The 17,484-nt window shown below is 70.5% G+C and carries 11 protein-coding genes; 5 read left to right on the plus strand and 6 right to left on the minus strand.

From position 1 onward, the window contains the following. Positions 1-48: 48 nt before the first annotated feature. Genes malQ through glgX form a run of 4 tightly spaced genes read left to right on the plus strand, consistent with a single transcriptional unit; the run spans position 49 to position 7,039 of the window. Positions 49-2,004 (plus strand): 4-alpha-glucanotransferase, encoded by a 1,956-nt coding sequence (gene malQ, locus HDC36_RS11815; RefSeq protein WP_179567457.1) that lies wholly within the window; start codon positions 49-51, stop codon positions 2,002-2,004. Next, a complete protein-coding gene (gene treY, locus HDC36_RS11820; RefSeq protein WP_179567459.1) occupies positions 2,001-4,622 on the plus strand; it encodes a malto-oligosyltrehalose synthase in 2,622 nt (873 codons plus the stop codon). Before malQ ends, treY begins: the two co-directional genes overlap by 4 nt. 44 nt (positions 4,623-4,666) lie before the next feature. Further along, the gene (locus HDC36_RS11825; RefSeq protein ID WP_179567461.1) at positions 4,667-4,855 is read left to right on the plus strand and encodes a DUF2934 domain-containing protein; all 189 of its coding nucleotides are present in this window, start codon (positions 4,667-4,669) and stop codon (positions 4,853-4,855) included. Positions 4,856-4,864: 9 nt separating this feature from the next. Further along, complete coding sequence (gene glgX / locus HDC36_RS11830) at positions 4,865-7,039, plus strand: glycogen debranching protein GlgX (protein ID WP_179567463.1); 2,175 nt, start codon at positions 4,865-4,867, stop codon at positions 7,037-7,039. A gap of 650 nt (positions 7,040-7,689) precedes the next feature. Here glgX and cobA read toward each other — a convergent pair. The 6 genes from cobA to HDC36_RS11860 form a co-directional block, all read right to left on the minus strand. Beyond that, positions 7,690-8,427, minus strand: a complete 738-nt coding sequence (gene cobA, locus HDC36_RS11835) for a uroporphyrinogen-III C-methyltransferase (protein ID WP_343204346.1) — start codon at positions 8,425-8,427, stop codon at positions 7,690-7,692. 481 nt (positions 8,428-8,908) lie between these two features. Continuing rightward, complete coding sequence (locus tag HDC36_RS11840) at positions 8,909-11,701, minus strand: nitrate reductase (RefSeq protein WP_179567466.1); 2,793 nt, start codon at positions 11,699-11,701, stop codon at positions 8,909-8,911. Further along, positions 11,701-12,066: a nitrite reductase small subunit NirD gene (nirD, locus tag HDC36_RS11845; RefSeq protein WP_179567468.1), complete on the minus strand. Its 366-nt coding sequence runs from the start codon at positions 12,064-12,066 to the stop codon at positions 11,701-11,703. Before nirD ends, HDC36_RS11840 begins: the two co-directional genes overlap by 1 nt. A gap of 3 nt (positions 12,067-12,069) precedes the next feature. Then, the gene (gene nirB, locus HDC36_RS11850) at positions 12,070-14,523 is read right to left on the minus strand and encodes a nitrite reductase large subunit NirB (protein WP_179567470.1); all 2,454 of its coding nucleotides are present in this window, start codon (positions 14,521-14,523) and stop codon (positions 12,070-12,072) included. Between the two features lie 25 nt (positions 14,524-14,548). After that, the gene (locus HDC36_RS11855) at positions 14,549-15,718 is read right to left on the minus strand and encodes a nitrate/nitrite transporter (protein ID WP_179568060.1); all 1,170 of its coding nucleotides are present in this window, start codon (positions 15,716-15,718) and stop codon (positions 14,549-14,551) included. Between the two features lie 316 nt (positions 15,719-16,034). Then, a complete protein-coding gene (locus HDC36_RS11860; protein ID WP_179567472.1) occupies positions 16,035-16,394 on the minus strand; it encodes a hypothetical protein in 360 nt (119 codons plus the stop codon). Between the two features lie 37 nt (positions 16,395-16,431). On the opposite strand from HDC36_RS11860, the gene HDC36_RS11865 reads away from it, so the two are divergent. Then, positions 16,432-17,256: a hypothetical protein gene (locus HDC36_RS11865; RefSeq protein WP_179567474.1), complete on the plus strand. Its 825-nt coding sequence runs from the start codon at positions 16,432-16,434 to the stop codon at positions 17,254-17,256. The last annotated feature ends 228 nt before the right edge of the window (positions 17,257-17,484 follow it).

Here is a 17,484-nt window from a genome sequence, read left to right on the forward strand (position 1 = left end):
GACGGCGGTGCGTCCCTCTTTCCCCATTGCCGCGGCCCCGACTCGCCCATGACCGATACCCCCCTGCACACCCTGGCGTCCGCCGCCGGCCTGCTGGTCGACTGGATCGACGCATCCGACACGCCGCGCACGGTCGGCACGGACACGCTGCGCAGCGTGCTCGGTGCGCTCGGCCTGGACGCGCGCGACGATGCCGCCTGCCGCGACAGCCTGCGCCAGCTGCAGGCCGGCGGCGGCAGCGCCGCGCCGCTGCTGACCGCCGACGTCGGCACGCCGATCGACGCCGGCGGCACGCCGGGTGCGGCGTACCGGCTCGAGCACGAGGACGGCAGCCGCCGCGACGGCCGCTTCGATGCGCAGGGCCGCCTCGCCGCGATCGATCGCTACGGCTACTGGACCCTGCAGCACGGCGACCGCCACACCACGCTGGCGGTGGCGCCGGTGCGTTGCTACGGCGTCGCCGAGGCGATCGGCGAGGACGCGCCGCGGCGCTGGGGCCTGTCGCTGCAGGTGTATTCGGCGCAAGGCCCGGACGACGCCGGCATCGGCGATGCGGACGGCGTCGCCGCCTGGTCCGAGCGCATCGCGCGTGCCGGCGGCGATGCGATCGCGTTGAGCCCGGTACATGCGGCGCGGCCGATCGGCACGCACTACAGCCCGTATTCGCCGGGCGACCGCCGTTTCCTGGATCCGCTGCAGGCCGCCCCGGCACGCGTGCTCGGTACCGCCATGGCGCAGCGCGCCCTGCAGGCCGCCGGGCTGCAACAGGCCTTCGCCGAAGCGCAGACCCGCGCGCTGATCGACTGGCCGGCCTCGTCCGCGGCGAAGTGGCAGTGGCTGCGCCAGCTGCACGCCGACTTCGCCCAGGCCGACGCCGCGCTCCATGCCGATTTCGCCGCGTTCCAGCACGAACGCGGCGCCGCCTTGCACGACTACGCCGCGTTCGCCGCGCGCGATTTCGGCGATGCCGATCCGGCCCTGCACAGCTTCGCGCAGTGGCTGGCCGCGCGCAGTTGGGCCGGCGTGCAGCGACACGCGCGCGATGCCGGCATGGGCATAGGCCTGATCGCCGACCTGGCGGTAGGCTTCGATCCCGGCGGTGCCGAGGCCGCGGCCTGGCCGCAGGCGGTGCTGGCCGGGCTGGAACTGGGTGCGCCGCCGGATGCGTTCAACGGCGACGGCCAGGCCTGGGGCATCGGCGGCTATTCGCCGACCGGGCTGCGCGCCAGCGGTTTCGCGCCGTTCATCGACCTGCTGCGTGCGGTGATGCGCGACCGCGGCGGCGTGCGCATCGACCACATCCTCGGCCTGTTGCGGCTGTGGACGATCCCGCGCGGCGCCCGTTCCGCGGACGGCGTGTACCTGCGTTATCCGCTGCACGACCTGCTGCGCCTGCTGGCGCTGGAATCGTGGCGGCACCACGCGCTCGTGATCGGCGAAGACCTGGGCGTGGTGCCGGACGGCATCCGCGCCGAACTGTCGCAGCGCGGGGTGATGGGCATCGACGTGCTGCTGTTCACCCGCGACGCCAAGGGCGCGTTCCTGGCGCCGGCGCAATGGCGCGGCGATGCGATCGCCACCACCACCACCCACGACCTGCCGACGCTGCGCGGCTGGCGCCGCGGCGAGGACATCGACTGGCGCCACCGCCTGCAGCTGTCCGATGCCGCGCAGCAACGCGCCGACCATCTGGCCCGCATCGCCGACGTGGCGCGCATGGACGCCGCCGTCGCCGCAGCGCTGCCGCAGGCGCACGACCCCGAACTGGATGCGCTGCGCTTCGTCGCCGCCACGCCCTCGCCGCTGGCGCTGCTGCCGGCCGAGGACGCGCTGGGCCTGGACCAGCAACCCAATCTGCCCGGCACCGTCGATGGCCACCCGAACTGGCGCCGGCGCTTGCCGGCGGCGGACACGGCGGCCGCCGGCGCGCCGCTCGCCACCCGCCTGGAGGCGTTCGCGCACGCGCGCCGCACCGCCTCCGCCGCGCAAGGAACCGACGCATGAGCTTCACTCCGCTGCGCGCCACCGCGCGCCTGCAACTGCACGCCGGATTCACCCTGCTCGACGCCGCCGCACAGGTGCCCTACTACGCCGGCCTGGGCATCAGCCATCTGTACCTGTCGCCGATCGGCACCGCCGTGCCCGGCTCCACCCACGGCTACGACGTCACCGATCCGCGCCAGGTCAATCCCGAACTCGGCGGCGAGCCCGCGCTGCTGCACCTGTCCGAGCGCGTGCGCGCGCACGGCATGGGCCTGGTTCTGGACATCGTGCCCAACCACATGGCCGCGCACGCGGCCAATCCATGGTGGTGGGACGTGCTCAAGCATGGCCGGCGCAGCCGCCACGCCGGCTGGTTCGACATCGACTGGCGCGCGCCCGGACGCGACGGCAAGCTGTGGCTGCCGGTGCTGGACCGCGCCTACGCGCAGGCGTTGAGCGAAGGCGCGCTGCAACTGCGCGTGGCCGAGGACGGCGAGGTGCAGCTGGAACACCACGACCAGCGCTTCCCGATCCGCCTGGAAGGCGCCGTGGCCCAGGATCCGCCGGCCGCACGCCAGGCCTGGGCGGCACGGCTCAACGACGCCGCGCGGCTGGGCGACGACGCGCTGCATCGGCTGATCGAACGCCAGTGCTACCGGCTGGCCTGGTGGCGGGTCGGCAACGACATGCTCAACTACCGCCGCTTCTTCGACATCACCTCGCTGGCGGCGCTGCGCGTGGAGCAAAACGACGTGTTCGCCGCGGTGCACGAACTGCCGCTGCGGCTGGTCGCCGAAGGCCATCTCGATGGCGTGCGCGTGGACCACGTCGATGGCCTGGCCGATCCCACCGGCTACGTGCAGCGCCTGCGCGCGCAGCTGGACCGCGCCGGGCGCCGCCGCGGCATCGCCGCCGGCGGCATCGCGCTGTACATCGAGAAGATCCTGGCACCGCAGGAGACGTTGCGCAGCGACTGGCCGTGCGACGGCAGCACCGGCTACGACTTCATGGACCAGGTCGCCGGCGTGCTGCACGACCCGGCCGGCGCCGCACCGCTGACCGCGCTGTGGCGCCGAGAGACCGGCCGCAGCGGCGACTTCGGCCAGGAACAGCGCGCCGCGCGCGACGAGATCCTGCAAGGGTCGCTGCAGACCGAATTCGTGCGCACCGTGCAGGCGCTGGCCGCTGCCGCGCACCTGGACCCGGCCACCCGCGAGTTCAGCCCGCAGATGCTGGCGCGCGGCCTGATGGCGCTGTTGCGGCACTTCGAGGTGTACCGCACCTACGCCGGGCCGGATGGCCTGGACGAAGCCGATGCGGCGCGCCTGGCGCAGGCCGCGCAGCACGCGCGCGCCGGCGCCGAGCCGCGGGTGTGCGCGGCGATCGACGCGATCGAGCGCTGGAGCCGCGACGGCCGCGGCACCGGCAAGGCGCAGATCGCGCTGCGGCGCATCGTGCGCCGGCGCATCGAACAGCTGTCGGCGCCGCTCAACGCCAAGTCGGTCGAGGACACCGCGTTCTACCGCCACGGCGTGCTGCTGTCGCGCAACGAGGTCGGCAGCGACCCGGACGTGTTCGCGCTGGCGCCGGACGCGTTCCACGCCGCCAACGCCGCGCGCGCGCAGCACCATCCGCGCGCCTTGCTGGCCACCGCCACCCACGACCACAAGCGCGGCGAAGATGTGCGCATGCGTCTGGCCGCGCTCAGCGCGCAGGCGCCGTGGTGGGCCGAACAGGTGGCGCGCTTCCAGGCCTTGTCCGCCGACCTGTTGCCGGCCGGCAGTGCCGCGCCGCTGCCCGGCGACGTGCTGATGCTGTGGCAGATGCTGGTCGCCGCCTGGCCGCTGGAACTGGCCAGCGACGACGCCGCCGGCCTGGCCGACTACGCCGAGCGCGTCGGCGCCTGGCAGCTGAAGGCCGCCCGCGAGGCCAAGCTGCGCACCTACTGGACCTGGCCGGACGAGGCCTACGAACGCGGCGCGCGCGCACTGCTGGACGCGGCGCTGCTGGCGCCGGCCGGCGCGCCGCTGCGCGAGGCGCTGGCCCAGGCCGCGGCCGCGCTGGCCCCGGCCGGCGCGCTCAACAGCCTGGTGCAGACCACGCTGCGGCTGAGCGTGCCCGGCGTGCCCGACCTCTACCAGGGCAGCGAAGGCTGGGACCTGTCGTTGGTCGATCCGGACAACCGCCGCCCGGTGGACTACGCGCTGCGCCAGGCCTGGCTGCACGACGCCACCGCGCCGTCGGCGCTGCTGCGCGACTGGCACAGCGGCCACGTCAAGGCGTGGCTGACCGCGCAGCTGCTGCACCTGCGCGGCGCGCATCCGGCGCTGTTCGCGCATGGCCGCTATCGCCCGCTGCAGGCGCAGGGCCCGCACGCGCAACACGTGCTCGGCTTCGCGCGCGAACACGAGGGCCAGACCCTGCTGGTGGTGGTGCCGCGCCTGACCGCCGCGGCGCAACCGCTGGATGCGGCGGCGCCGCTGCGCGCGCAGCTGGATTGGCGTAACACCTTTCTGACGCTGCCCGCGGCACAGTACCGGCACGTGCTGAGCGGGCGCGACCTCGCGGCATCGGCCTCGATGCCGGTAGCGGACCTGCTCGCCGACTTCCCGGTGGCCGTGCTGGCCGCCGTTCCCTGACATGCCGGTGGCCGTGCTGGCCACCTTCCCCCGACAAGACCGCCATGGACGCAGAAACACGCCAGCGCCGCATCGAACAACTCGCACACGAAATCTGGGAAGCCGAAGGCCGGCCCGACGGCCGCGCCGCCCGCCATTGGGCCATGGCCGAACGCCTGGTCGACGCCGAAGCCCGCGCCGATCCGCAAGACCACTCGCTTTCCCCGGCCGGCAACGGCCCCGCCACGTCGTAAGGATTTCGCATGCCGCTTCGCAAGCTCGCCCGCCGCTCCCGCATCCGCGAAGGCCGCTCGTATCCGCTCGGCGCCACCTGGGACGGCCTGGGCGTCAATTTCGCGCTGTACTCGACCAATGCCACCAAGGTCGAACTGTGCCTGTTCGACGAGCGCGGCCGCGAGGTCGAGCGCATCGTGCTGCCCGAGTACACCGACGAAATCTGGCACGGCTACCTGCCCGATGCGCGCCCCGGCCAGCTGTACGGCTACCGCGTGTACGGCCCGTACGCGCCCGACGCCGGGCACCGTTTCAATCCCAACAAGCTGCTGCTCGATCCCTACGCCAAGCAACTGGTCGGCGAGCTGAAATGGGCGCCTGCCTTGTTCGGCTACACCATCGGCCACAAGGACGCGGACCTGAGCTTCGACCGCCGCGACAGCGCCGCCTACGTGCCCAAGTGCGCGGTGATCGATCCGGCCTTCACCTGGGGCAAGGACCAGCGCCTGCAGACGCCCTGGGACCGCACGGTGATCTACGAGACCCACGTGCGCGGCACCACCATGCGCCACCCGTCGGTGCCGGAGGCCTGGCGCGGTACCTTCTCCGGGCTCAAGGTGGACGAGGTGGTGGAGCACATCAAGCGGCTCGGCATGACCGCGGTGGAACTGCTGCCGGTGCACGCCTTCGTCGACGACGAATACCTGCTCAAGCAGGGCCTGCGCAACTACTGGGGCTACAACACCATCGGCTTCTTCGCGCCGCAGCCGCGCTACATGGCCACGCGCACCGTCGCCGAGTTCAAGCAGATGGTGGCGCGCCTGCACCACGCCGGGCTGGAGGTGATCCTGGACGTGGTCTACAACCACACCGCCGAAGGCAACGAACTGGGGCCGACGCTGTCGTTCAAGGGCATCGACAACGCCAGCTATTACCGCCTGGCGCAGGACCGCCGCTTCTACATCAACGATACCGGCACCGGCAACACCTTCGACCTGACCAATGCCGGCGCGCTGCGCATGGTCAACGACTCGCTGCGCTACTGGGTGTCGGAGATGCACGTGGACGGGTTCCGCTTCGACCTGGCCACCATCCTTGGCCGCGAACACCACGGCTTCGATCCCAAGGGCGGCTTCCTCGACGCCTGCCGCCAGGATCCGCTGCTGAGCCAGGTCAAGCTGATCGCCGAACCGTGGGACGTCGGTCCCGGCGGCTACCAGGTCGGCGGCTTCCCGCCCGGCTGGTCGGAATGGAACGACAAGTTCCGCGACAACGTGCGCGCGTTCTGGCGCGGCGACGAAGGCCAGCTGGCGGAACTGGCCACGCGCCTGACCGGCTCGGCCGACCTGTTCAACCACCGCGGCCGCCGCCCTACCGCCTCGGTCAACTTCGTCACCGCCCACGACGGCTTCACCCTGCACGACCTGGTCAGCTACGAGCACAAGCACAACGAAGCCAACGGCGAGGACAACCGCGACGGCTCGGACAACAACATCTCGGCCAACTACGGGGTCGAGGGCGAGAGCGACGACCCTGAGATCAACGCGCTGCGCCTGCGGCAGATGCGCAACATGCTGGCGACGCTGCTGCTGTCGCAGGGCACGCCGATGCTGCTGGCCGGCGACGAGTTCGGGCGCAGCAAGGGCGGCAACAACAACACCTACTGCCAGGACAACGAGCTGACCTGGCTGAACTGGGAAAGCGGCGAGCGCGCGCAGCGGCTGACCGCGTTCGTGACGCGCCTGACCCACCTGCGCGCGCACTATCCGCTGCTGCACCGCGCACGCTTCTTCGACGGCGTCTACGACGAAGAACTGGGCATCAAGGACGTGAGCTGGCTGGCGCCGGACGGCGAGGAAATGAACGATGCGTCCTGGCACGATCCGCACGCACGCGCGCTGATGATGCGCCTGGACGGCAAGGCGCCGTCCAGCGGCCTGCGCCAGGCGGCGTCGAACGTGACCTTGCTGATGATCGTCAACGGCGCCACCGAGGACGTGACCTTCACCTTGCCGATGGTCGAAGGCGAGCACTGGCGCGTGCTGATCGACACCGCCGAACGCGACCACGAACACGGCCTGCCCGGCGGCTCGCAATGGCATGGCATCTGCCGCTCGCTGACCCTGCTGGCCGCGGAACGCGACGGCAAGGTCGCCGCCGCCCAGCACCAGAATGCGGCGCCGCCGCCGGCACCGGCGGCGTAACGCGAAGCGGTGGCAGATAGCGGCCCAGATCGATTGCTGGGCCGCTCTCAGCACAGACGAGCCCGCCTCTGTAGGAGCGGCTTCAGCCGCGACAGTGTCCGCAGCCGGTGGCCCATCCGGATTCAGGATGTCGCGGTGGCTCGGGGTCATCGACTTCGGAACGTTACACGGTGCCGAGATAGTTCGACTCCGCTCGTCGCGGCTGAAGCCGCTCCTACAAAGGATCGCGGCAGATTCCAGGCGGTGCACTGTAGGAGCGGCTTCAGCCGTGACTGTATCCGCAACCGGTGGCCAATCCGGATTCAGGATGTCGCGGTGGCTCGGGGTCATCGACTTCGGAACGTTACACGGTGCCGAGATAGTTCGACTCCGCTCGTCGCGGCTGAAGCCGCTCCTACAGAGGATCGCGGCAGATTCCAAGGCGGTGCACTGTAGGAGCGGCTTCAGCCGCGACTGTATCCGCAGCCGTAGGCCCATCCGGGTTCAACATGTCGCGATGGCTCGGGCCATCGGTTTCGGGGCGTTCTGCGATGCCGAGACACTGCGACTTCGCTCGTCGCGGCTGAAGCCGCTCCTACAGGGAGCGTTGGCGAATTTTCGATGCCCATGTTGTCAGTTGTGGGAGCGACTGAAGTCGCTCCCACAAGGAATCACGCTATCGCCTGCAGTGCGTGCAACTGCGCGGACTGCGCCTGCGCTTCGCCCACCGCGCCGCCGATCAGGATCACCCCCGGCGCGCCGATGCCCAAACCTTCGACATCGGCGGCCAAGCGGTCCAGTGTGGTCAGCAACTGCGCCTGCTGCGGCAGGCTCGCCGATTGCACCACCGCCGCCGGCGTGGCGCCGGGCAGGTGGCGCAGCAAGGCCGACGTCAGCGCGGCGATGCGGCCCATGCCCATGTAGATCGCCAGCGTGGTGCGGGTGGCGCACAGCGCCGCCCAGTCCGGCTCGCCATGGTCCTGGGTGTGTGCGGTGACGAAGGTGATGCCGTGGCAGTGGTCGCGATGGGTCAGCGACATGCCCAGCCCGGCCGCCGCCGCGAACCCCGCGCTGACGCCATTGACGATCCGCACCGCCACGCCCGACGCGCGCAGGAACGCGATCTCCTCGCCGGCGCGGCCGAACAGCAACGCTTCGCCGCCCTTGGCGCGCACCACATTGGCGCCCTGCAGGGCATAGCGCCGCATCAGCCGGCAGATGAAATCCTGCGGCGTGGAACGGCAACCGCCGCGCTTGCCGACGCGGATCACCCGCGCCTGCGGCGCGAACTGCACGATGTCGGGATTGACCAGATCGTCGAGCAGCAGCACCTGCGCCGCCGCCAGTGCCTTGACCGCCTTCAGCGTCAGCAGTTCCAGGTCGCCAGGACCGGCCGACAACAACACCACTTCGCCGCCGCCACACACACCGGACGCGCTTGCATCGTTCATCGCAGACTCCAGCCAGAAAGAAGGAACAACCCCAGGGACATCGCACCCGCCTGTGCCCGGCTGCGCCCATCCGCAATGCCGTCTGCCTGCGCCCGCGACGCGCGCGCTCGCCGCGCCCTGCCGGCGGCGTGGCGCGGGCCGCGGGCGCATGCGACGTTCGTCGCGCCATTCGCTGCTGACACCAGGGCGGCGCTCGCGCCGCGACCACTCATGTGCACGCGGTTGCCGCGTACTCTCGCAGCGGCGGCGGCGTGTGCGACGCGGGAAGATCTCGCGAGCGCCAGTCCCATTGCGTTACCCAACCGCCGCAGCTGCGGCAGGCGCTGGCCACCGGCGCGTCGCTGCGCGTTGTCGCCCGCCTGACGCGGAAGGCCGACGCCTGCGGCATTTCCTGCACACTCCCCGGCAGGCACAAGGGCAGCCTGTAAGCCACAGCCGTTCATGCGCTTGCGGCCGTGGCGCACAGCCGCAGCACCTGCGGCATGCACGAGCCGCACACGCTGCCGCAGCCCAGCCGCGTGCGGATCTCGGCCGGTGCCGCGCCGCGCGCGGCTTCGGCGCGGATCGCCGATTCGCGCACCTGCGTGCACTGGCACACCACCGGATCGCGCGCCGCGCCGCCGGCCTGCGCGAATGCCGCCAGCCGCGCGCCGTGCCAGGCATCGCCGCTCAATGCGCGCTCCAGCAACGCTTCGCCGCCGGCATCACGCTGCGCACCCGCCAGCAGCAGGCCGTCGAGATGGCTGAGCGGCGCGGCGCCGCGCCAGGCCACGCGCTTGAGCAGGCCGCGGCGCGCGTCCCGGTATTCGAGGGTATCGGCATCGCCGCCGGCCAGCGCCAGCGCCGCGGCCAGCGCTTCCAGCTGCGCGGGCGCCGGCGCCTGCTCGGCGGCGGCGCGCAGCACCAGCCAGGCCTGATCCTGCTCGCCGGCCTCGGCCTGCAGGCTCAACGCGGCATAGCCGAAGTCGCGCAGCCACGGCTGCGCCGCCGCCTGCAGCGCGAGTGCATCGCCGCGCCGGGCCAGCAGCAGATGCCAGCCGAACTCGGCCTTCTCCACACGCACTGCCGCGTGCTTGAGCTCGGGCTGCTGCGAACGCGCGTCCACCGCGCCCAGGCTGAGTTCGTTGATGCCGCCGCTATGCAGGAACTGCGCGTTCCAGTGCATCGCCGCGAACACGTCGCCGGAGCGCATTTCCTCGCACGCTTCCAGCGGCAACACCAAGCTGCCGCGCTTGCTGACGATGCGCACCAGGTCGCCGGCGCGCAGTCCGCGCCGCGCCGCGTCCTGCGGATGCATGCGCAGGCCCGGCTGCGGGCTGTGCGCGAACAGCCCCGGCACCCGGCCGCTGCGCGACATGCCGTGCCACTGGTCGCGCAGGCGCCCGCTCAGCAGGCGCAACGGAAACCGCGCCGAGGTCGGTTCGGCCACTGGCCTGTACGGCGTGGGATGAAAGCGCGCACGCCCGTCGGCGGTGGCGAACACGCCATCGGCATAGCGCCGCGCCTGGCCATGCGCGGCGCCGGCCGGCAGCGGCCATTGCTGCGGGCCTTGCGCGTCCAGCCGCGCGTAGTCGAGTCCGCCGATGTCCAGGTCGCGCCCGACCGTCAGTGCACGGTGCTCGTCGAACACCGCCGCGGTATCGGCGAAGCCGAAACGCGAACCGACCGACGGCGCATCCAGCCGTGCTTCCAGCCGCCGCGCCACTTCGTTGGCGATCCACCAGTCCGGCCTGGCCGCGCCCGCTGCCGGCAGCGCCTTGCGCACGCGCGAGACGCGGCGCTCGGAATTGGTCACCGTGCCGTCCTTCTCGCCCCAGCTCGCCGCCGGCAGCAGCACATCGGCGTAGGGCACCGTGTCGGTGTGCACGAAGGCGTCCTGCACGATCACCAGCTCGGCCTGGCGCAAGGCGTCGCGCACCTGTGCGATGTCCGGCATCGAATGCACGGGATTGGTGCAGGCGATCCACACCGCCTTGACCTCGCCGCGGCGCAGCGCATCGAACAGCGCCACCGCCGGCAGGCCGGGACGCGCCGACAGGCGATCGGCCGGCAGCTGCCACAGCCGCTCCAGTTCGGCGCGATCGGTCGCGCTGCCGATCTCGCGGTGCGCGGCCAGCATCGTCGCCATGCCGCCGACCTCGCGCCCGCCCATCGCGTTCGGTTGCCCGGTCAGCGAGAACGGGCCGGCGCCGGGCTTGCCGATCTGCGCGGTGGCCAGATGCAGATGGATCAGCGCCAGGTTCTTGTCGGTGCCGTGCGCGGATTGGTTCAGGCCCATGCAATACAGCGACAGCGCCGGCAGGTCGCGAGCGAACCACTCCGCCGCCTGCACCAGGTCGGCGACCGGGATGCCGCAGATGTCGGCGGCCATCGCCGGGGTGTATTCGCGCAGCGTCTGCCGCAATTCGGCGAAGCCCTGGGTGTGCGCGGCGATGAATCCGCGGTCGATGCGGTCTTCCCAGATCAGGTGGTGCAGCATGCCGTTGAACAGCGCCACGTCGGTACCGGGCTGGATCGGCAGATGCAGGTCGGCCATCGCCGCGGTGTCGGTGCGGCGCGGATCGACCACGATCCAGCGCACGTCCGGATCGCGCGCGCGCGCGTCCTCGAGCCGGCGGAACAGCACCGGATGCGCGTAGGCCATGTTGCTGCCGGCCAGCAGCACGGTCCTGGCCAGATCCAGGTCTTCGTAGCAGGTCGGCGGGCCGTCCGCGCCCAGCGCCAGCTTGTAGCCGCTGACCGCGCTGGACATGCACAGCCGCGAATTGGTGTCGATGTTGTTGGTGCCGATCAGGCCCTTGGCCAGCTTGTTGAAGACGTAGTAGTCCTCGGTCAGCAGCTGTCCCGACAGGTAGAACGCCACCGCGTCCGGCCCGTGCCGCTCGACGATGCCGGCCAAGCGCTCGGCCACGCTGTCCAGCGCCACCGCCCAGTCCACCGCGCGCCGCGGCGCGTCGCGATGGGTGCGCAGTTCCGGATGCAGCGCGCGGCCGTGCAGGCTGCGCACGGTCTCCGGCAGGGTGCGGCCCTTGCTGCACAGCCGGCCGTAGTTGGCCGGGTGTTGCGGGTCGCCTTCGATGCCGACAATGCGCGCCGCGCCGTCGGCGCCGTGCTCGGTCTCGATCAGCACGCCGCAGCCGACGCCGCAGTAGCAGCATGTGGAACGGGTCAGCGTGCGCCGTGCCGCGTTGTCCGCGACTGCGCTCGCGCCGGGCACGTGCGCGCCGTCCATCACGCGGCGCCCTGCAACGACAGCCAGACGTCGCCATCGTCCACCCGCACCGGATAGCGGCGCGCGCAGCCCACGTCCGGCGCGCAGGCCTGGCCGCTGTCCAGCGCGATGTTCCAGTTGTGCAGCGGGCAGGTGACGCTGTCGCCGGCGACGATGCCCTGCGACAGCGGCCCGCCCTTGTGCGGGCAGCGATCGACCAGTGCGAACACGCGGTCGCCGGCGGTGCGGAACAGCGCGATCGGGTCGGTGCCGTCGATCTGCAGCACGCGCGCGCCGAGCGAAGGGATCTCGTCGATGCGGCAGATGCGGATCCAGCGGCGGGCGCTGGCGTCGGACGCGACGGGATCGGAAGCGGCTGCGTTCATCGCTCAGTCCTCCACCAGCGCCAGCGGCGCGGCCACGCGCAACGGCTGGAATTCGCGCTGCCTGGCGCCGGCGATGCGCTCGGCCCACGGATCGGGCAGGCCTTCCAGTGCGTACAGCAGCCGCTCGTACAGCGCGCGCCGGTTGGCCGCGTCCTCGATCACCCGCTGGCGGATGTAGTCCATGCCCACCCGCTCGATGTAGTGCACGGTGCGGTCCAGGTAGTAGGCCTCCTCGCGGTACAGCTGCAGGAACGCGCCGGTGTACTCCTTCACCTCCTCGGCGGTCCTGACCTTGACCAGGAACTTGGCGACCTCGGTCTTCATCCCGCCGTTGCCGCCGATATGCAGCTCCCAGCCCGACTCCACCGCGATGATGCCCACGTCCTTGATCCCCGACTCGGCGCAGTTGCGCGGGCAGCCGGACACCGCCAGCTTCACCTTGTGCGGGCTCCACATGTTGGCCAGCATGGTTTCCAGGTCGATGCCCATCTGCGTGCTGTTCTGCGTGCCGAAGCGGCAGAACTCGCTGCCCACGCAGGTCTTCACCGTACGGATCGACTTGCCATAGGCGTGTCCGGAATTCATCCCCAGGTCCTTCCACACCGCAACCAAATCTTCCTTGCGGATGCCGAGCAGATCGATGCGCTGGCCGCCGGTGACCTTGACCATCGGTACCGCGTACTTGTCGGCGACGTCGGCGATGCGGCGCAGTTCCGAGGCGTTGGTCACCCCGCCCTTCATCTGCGGGATCACCGAGAACGTGCCGTCCTTCTGGATGTTGGCGTGGGCGCGTTCGTTGATGAAGCGCGACTGCGGATCGTCCACCGCCTCGCGCGGCCAGGTCGACAGCAGGTAGTAGTTGATCGCCGGGCGGCAGGTGGCGCAGCCATTCGGACTGCGCCATTGCAACTGCGCGTACACCGCACCGTGCGTGAGCAGCCTACCCTCGCGAATCGCCTGGCGCACCTCGCCATGGCTCAGGTCGGTGCAGCCGCACACCGCCTTGGTCTTGGGCGTCTGCTGGAAGTTGGAGCCCAGGCAGTTCATCAGGATCTGCTCGACCAGGCCGGTACACGAGCCGCAGGAGCTGGCCGCCTTGGTCTGCTTCTTGACCTCGTCCACGGTGAACAGGCCCTGCGCGTTGATCGCCTTGACGATGGTGCCCTTGCACACGCCGTTGCAGCCGCACACCTCGTCGCTGTCGCGCATCGCGCTGGCGCGGTCCTGGCCGGCGGTGCCGGCGTCGCCGAGCGCGCTCTCGCCGAACATCAGCCGCTCGCGGCGCTCGCCGATCGGGCTGGCATCCTTGAGCAACTGGAAATACCAGGCGCCGTCGTTGGTATCGCCGTACAGGCAGGCGCCGACCAGCCTGTCGTCCTTCAGCACCAGCTTCTTGTAGACGCCGCCGGCCGGATCGGACAACACGATCTCCTCGCTACCCTCCCCGCCCATGAAATCGCCGGCCGAGAACAGGTCGATGCCGGTGACCTTGAGCTTGGTCGAGGCCACCGAGCCGCGGTAGATGCCGATGCCGAACCCGGCCAGGTGGTTGGCGCAGATCTTGGCCTGCTCGAACAGCGGCGCGACCAGGCCGTAGGCGATGCCGCGGTGGCTGGCGCATTCGCCGACCGCGTACACCCGCGGGTCGAAGGTCTGCAGCGTATCGTTGACCACGATGCCGCGCGTGCAGTGGATGCCGGCGGCCTGCGCCAGCGCGATGTTGGGACGGATGCCGGCGGCCATCACCACCAGGTCGGCCGGCACCTCGCTGCCGTCGGAGAATTTCACCGCCACCACTTCGCCGTCGGCATTGCCGACCAGCTCGGTGGTGGAGGTGCCGAGGCGAAACTCCAGGCCACGTTCGCTGAGCGATTGCTGCAGCAACTGCCCGGCGACCGGGTCGAGCTGACGTTCCAGCAGCCAGTCGGCCAGGTGCACCACGGTCACCTGCATGCCGCGCTGCTTCAGCCCGTTCGCCGCCTCCAGGCCGAGCAGGCCGCCGCCGATCACCACGGCATGGCGCTTGCGCGTGGCGGTGTCGATCATGGTCTGCGTGTCGTGCATGTCGCGGTAGCCGATCACGCCCTTCAGCTCCTTGCCCGGCACCGGCAGCACGATCGGCAGCGAGCCGGTGGCCAGCAGCAGGCGGTCGTACGGCGCCTCGGTGCCGTCGGCGGCGATCACCTTGCGCTTGATCCGGTCGATGCGGGTGACTTCCTTGCCCACATGCAGGCGGATGCCGTGCTCGGCGTACCAGGCCAGCGGATTGAGCACGATCTCGTCGAACTGCTGTTCGCCGGCCAGCACCGGCGAGAGCAGGATGCGGTTGTAGTTCGGATGCGGCTCGGCGCCGAACACGGTGATGTCGTACATCCCCGGCATCAGCTTGAGCAGTTCTTCCACGGTGCGGATGCCGGCCATGCCGTTGCCCACCACCACCAGTCTTGGCTTGTTCATGCGAGTCTCGCTTCGGTGGGAATGATCAGACGCGTGCCGCGCCGGCCGCGGCCCATTGGCTGCGCCAGTGCTGCTTGACGTTGGACAGCAGGCCCCAGGCCAGCAGCGCGCAGCCGGCGAACAGCCACAGCCCCAGCGCATAGCTGCCGGTGTGCTGCTTGACGATGCCCAGCCCCGCGGCGAGCAGGAACCCGCCGATGCCGCCGGCCATGCCGATCAACCCGGTCATCAGCCCGATGTCGCGGCCGAACCGCTGCGGCACCAGCTGGAAGACCGCGCCATTGCCGGTGCCCAGGCACAGCAGGGTCAGCACGAACAGCGCCACCGTCGCCGCCGGGCCGCCGACGCCGATCGCCGCAGCGGCCACCAGCAATGCCACCAGCAGATAGATCGACAACAGCGTGCGGGTGCCGCCGATGCGGTCGGCCAGCGCACCGCCGAGCGGACGCATCACCGAGCCGGCCAGCACGCAGGCCGCGGTGGCCCAACCGGCGAGCTTCGGCGAGAAATCGAATTGATCGTGAAAGTAGCCGGGCAAGGCGCTGGCGAACCCGGCGAAGCCGCCGAAGGTGATCGCGTAGAACAGCATGAACCACCACGAATCGCGGTTGCCGACGAGGACCCGCGCGTAGTCGCCCAGATGCTTGCGCGGCACCTCCACCGGCGCGTCCTTGGCGCACAGCGCGAACACCAGCAAAGTCAGCGCCAGCGGAATGCACGCCAGCCCGAACACGGCCTGGTAGCCGAACGCCGTGGCCAGCACCGGCGCGAACAGCGCCGCGAACACCGTGCCGGAATTGCCGGCGCCGGCGATGCCCATCGCCGTGCCCTGGTGCTGCGGCGGATACCAGCGCGAGGCCAGCGGCAGCGCCACCGCGAACGAGGCCCCGGCCACACCGAGCATCAGTCCCAGCAGCAGCACCTGCGCGAAGCTGCGCACGCCCAGCTGCCACGCCACCGCCAGCGCCACGATCACCAGCACCTGCGCCAGCATCCCCGCGCGCTTGGCGCCGATCACATCGGCGAGCATGCCCAGGAACAGCCGCAGCACCGCCCCGCACAGGATCGGCACCGCGACCATCAGCGCGCGCTGCTGCGTATCCAGCTGCAACGCCGCGGCGATCTGCACCTGCAGCGGACCGAGCAGGTACCAGACCATGAAACTCAGGTCGAAATACAGGAACGCCGACAACAGCGTGGGCGTATGCCCGGCTTGCCAGAACGATCGATTCATCCGCGCCATCTCCGAGAAACGTTGGGCCGCAGCGCTGCACACCACCCGCAGCGCGCGGTAGTCGAGGGGAGGGAAAAACGAAAACGGCGCCGTCCGGTTCGCACCGGAAGACGCCGTTGTCTGGGCAGATGGGCCGCCGTTGGCCCGCCTGCCGAATCGAGTTGGTGCGGACACCCCGTTGCGTCCGCGCTGGAGCTATCGCAATCGGCGTGCCAAGTGTTCGCGACGGCGGCGGCGCGGCCGAATCATCCGAGAATTCAAGGCGTTGGATAGTTCATCAGCAAGTTGCAGCGCCGCCGACCGCCGGCCGCGCCGCGCGCCAACGAACACAAGTGGTGCGCAACGCACCTTTATTGTGCGTCGCGGCAATCGTGGCGAGTCGCGTGTGGTTGCCGTGGACAAGGCACTGGAAGATTCGAACATGCCTTGCGTCCATGGCACCGAATCCCGATCCGCCGATGCTGGATGCGCCACGCCCCAGGCGCTGCGATTCCAGCGCCACCACAGCGTTCTCCAGCTCGCCGCCAGCGCCATCCGGGCGCGGCACCGCTAGCGTCCGCGGCGGCCCCACTTGGCCAAAAGCGCTACCGCCGACAATCGTGCACTCCGGCTTGCTGGACCGCACGGGAATCGGCACGCTGCCATCTTCCTGTCGGCCATCCTTTTCCCATCAGATGAAACACGCCCTGCTCGCCGTCTTTCTGCTCAGCCCCGCCGCGTGGGCGTGCGACAACCACCTGCCGCTGTCGGGCTCGGTCAGCGTGACAACCTGCTCGCCGAGCAAGGGAGCCGCCAGCTGCGTCTATTCGGCCCGGGCGCTTTACGACTACATGGAAGCCGTGCCGGACAGCGCTGCGAGTTTCACCATCGGCCTGCAGGCCAGCCCCTGGCGCATGTACGACGGAGAGTGGCGCATTCTCACCCCCGACGACCTCGCCGCGACCATTCGCGCGCAACGCGACGAAAACGTGCAGCGCGTGGAACTGCTGGCCTCGTGGACCGGCGTGTCGCCAGGGCCGGGCGTGCCGTCGCTGGCCGATCGCGTGTCCAAGGCATTGGACGGTTTTCCAGTGAAGGGCGAAGACGGCTTCCTGTGGCTTTCCAAGGACGGCTCACGCCGCACCACGCACCAGGCCTACACCGTGCGCGAAGGCGCCGGCTCCTATTTCCTGCCCGCTGGCGCAGAGCTGTTCGTTCCCCTGGTGGCGGGCTGGCCCACGTTCGTGGAGGGCGACATCGGCGATACCGATCCCACGCTGCTGACGCAGGCCGCGGCCGGCTGGGACGTCCTGTTCCTGTGCCCAGACAAGGCGCTGGCCGGCTTCGAACGCGCCGCCGCCAAGGGCAGCGCCATTGCCGCCTACAACGCCGCGCTCATGCGCTTGGAACGCGGCGGCGATGCCGACCGCACCACCGCGCTGGCGTTACTGGAACGCGCCGCAGCGCTGGGGGACGACAAGTCGCAGGCACGGCTGAAGATGGAACGCACGCAGCGCTAATTTTGCCGGGTGGACTGATACACACTGGTCACCCTGCCACCCCCCACGCCTGCAAGTTCGTTTCCCGCCCAAAGTAACCATTGCCTCTTCCCGCATTCGCCAAACCTAACAGCGTTGCCCAGACCCGGCAGAACTGCGGACGATCAGCTGTTGCGGCTCGCAGCGCAGCATCAACCTGCACACCGCAGAATCGACGGCCATGAACCCGTGCCTCTGCGAGAGATCGCT

The sequence above is a fragment of the Xanthomonas sp. JAI131 genome, from assembly GCF_013410075.1.
GTDB classification, from domain to species: domain Bacteria; phylum Pseudomonadota; class Gammaproteobacteria; order Xanthomonadales; family Xanthomonadaceae; genus Xanthomonas_A; species Xanthomonas_A bonasiae.

What these genes read in the sequence shown, in the direction of transcription:
- HDC36_RS11825 (WP_179567461.1), top strand. Translation starts at nt 4,667, where the DNA reads ATGGACGCAGAAACACGCCAGCGCCGCATCGAACAACTCGCACACGAA.
- HDC36_RS11840 (WP_179567466.1), bottom strand. Translation starts at nt 11,701, where the DNA reads ATGGACGGCGCGCACGTGCCCGGCGCGAGCGCAGTCGCGGACAACGCG.
- nirD (WP_179567468.1), bottom strand. Translation starts at nt 12,066, where the DNA reads ATGAACGCAGCCGCTTCCGATCCCGTCGCGTCCGACGCCAGCGCCCGC.
- nirB (WP_179567470.1), bottom strand. Translation starts at nt 14,523, where the DNA reads ATGAACAAGCCAAGACTGGTGGTGGTGGGCAACGGCATGGCCGGCATC.
- glgX (WP_179567463.1), top strand. Translation starts at nt 4,865, where the DNA reads ATGCCGCTTCGCAAGCTCGCCCGCCGCTCCCGCATCCGCGAAGGCCGC.
- malQ (WP_179567457.1), top strand. Translation starts at nt 49, where the DNA reads ATGACCGATACCCCCCTGCACACCCTGGCGTCCGCCGCCGGCCTGCTG.
- HDC36_RS11865 (WP_179567474.1), top strand. Translation starts at nt 16,432, where the DNA reads ATGAAACACGCCCTGCTCGCCGTCTTTCTGCTCAGCCCCGCCGCGTGG.
- treY (WP_179567459.1), top strand. Translation starts at nt 2,001, where the DNA reads ATGAGCTTCACTCCGCTGCGCGCCACCGCGCGCCTGCAACTGCACGCC.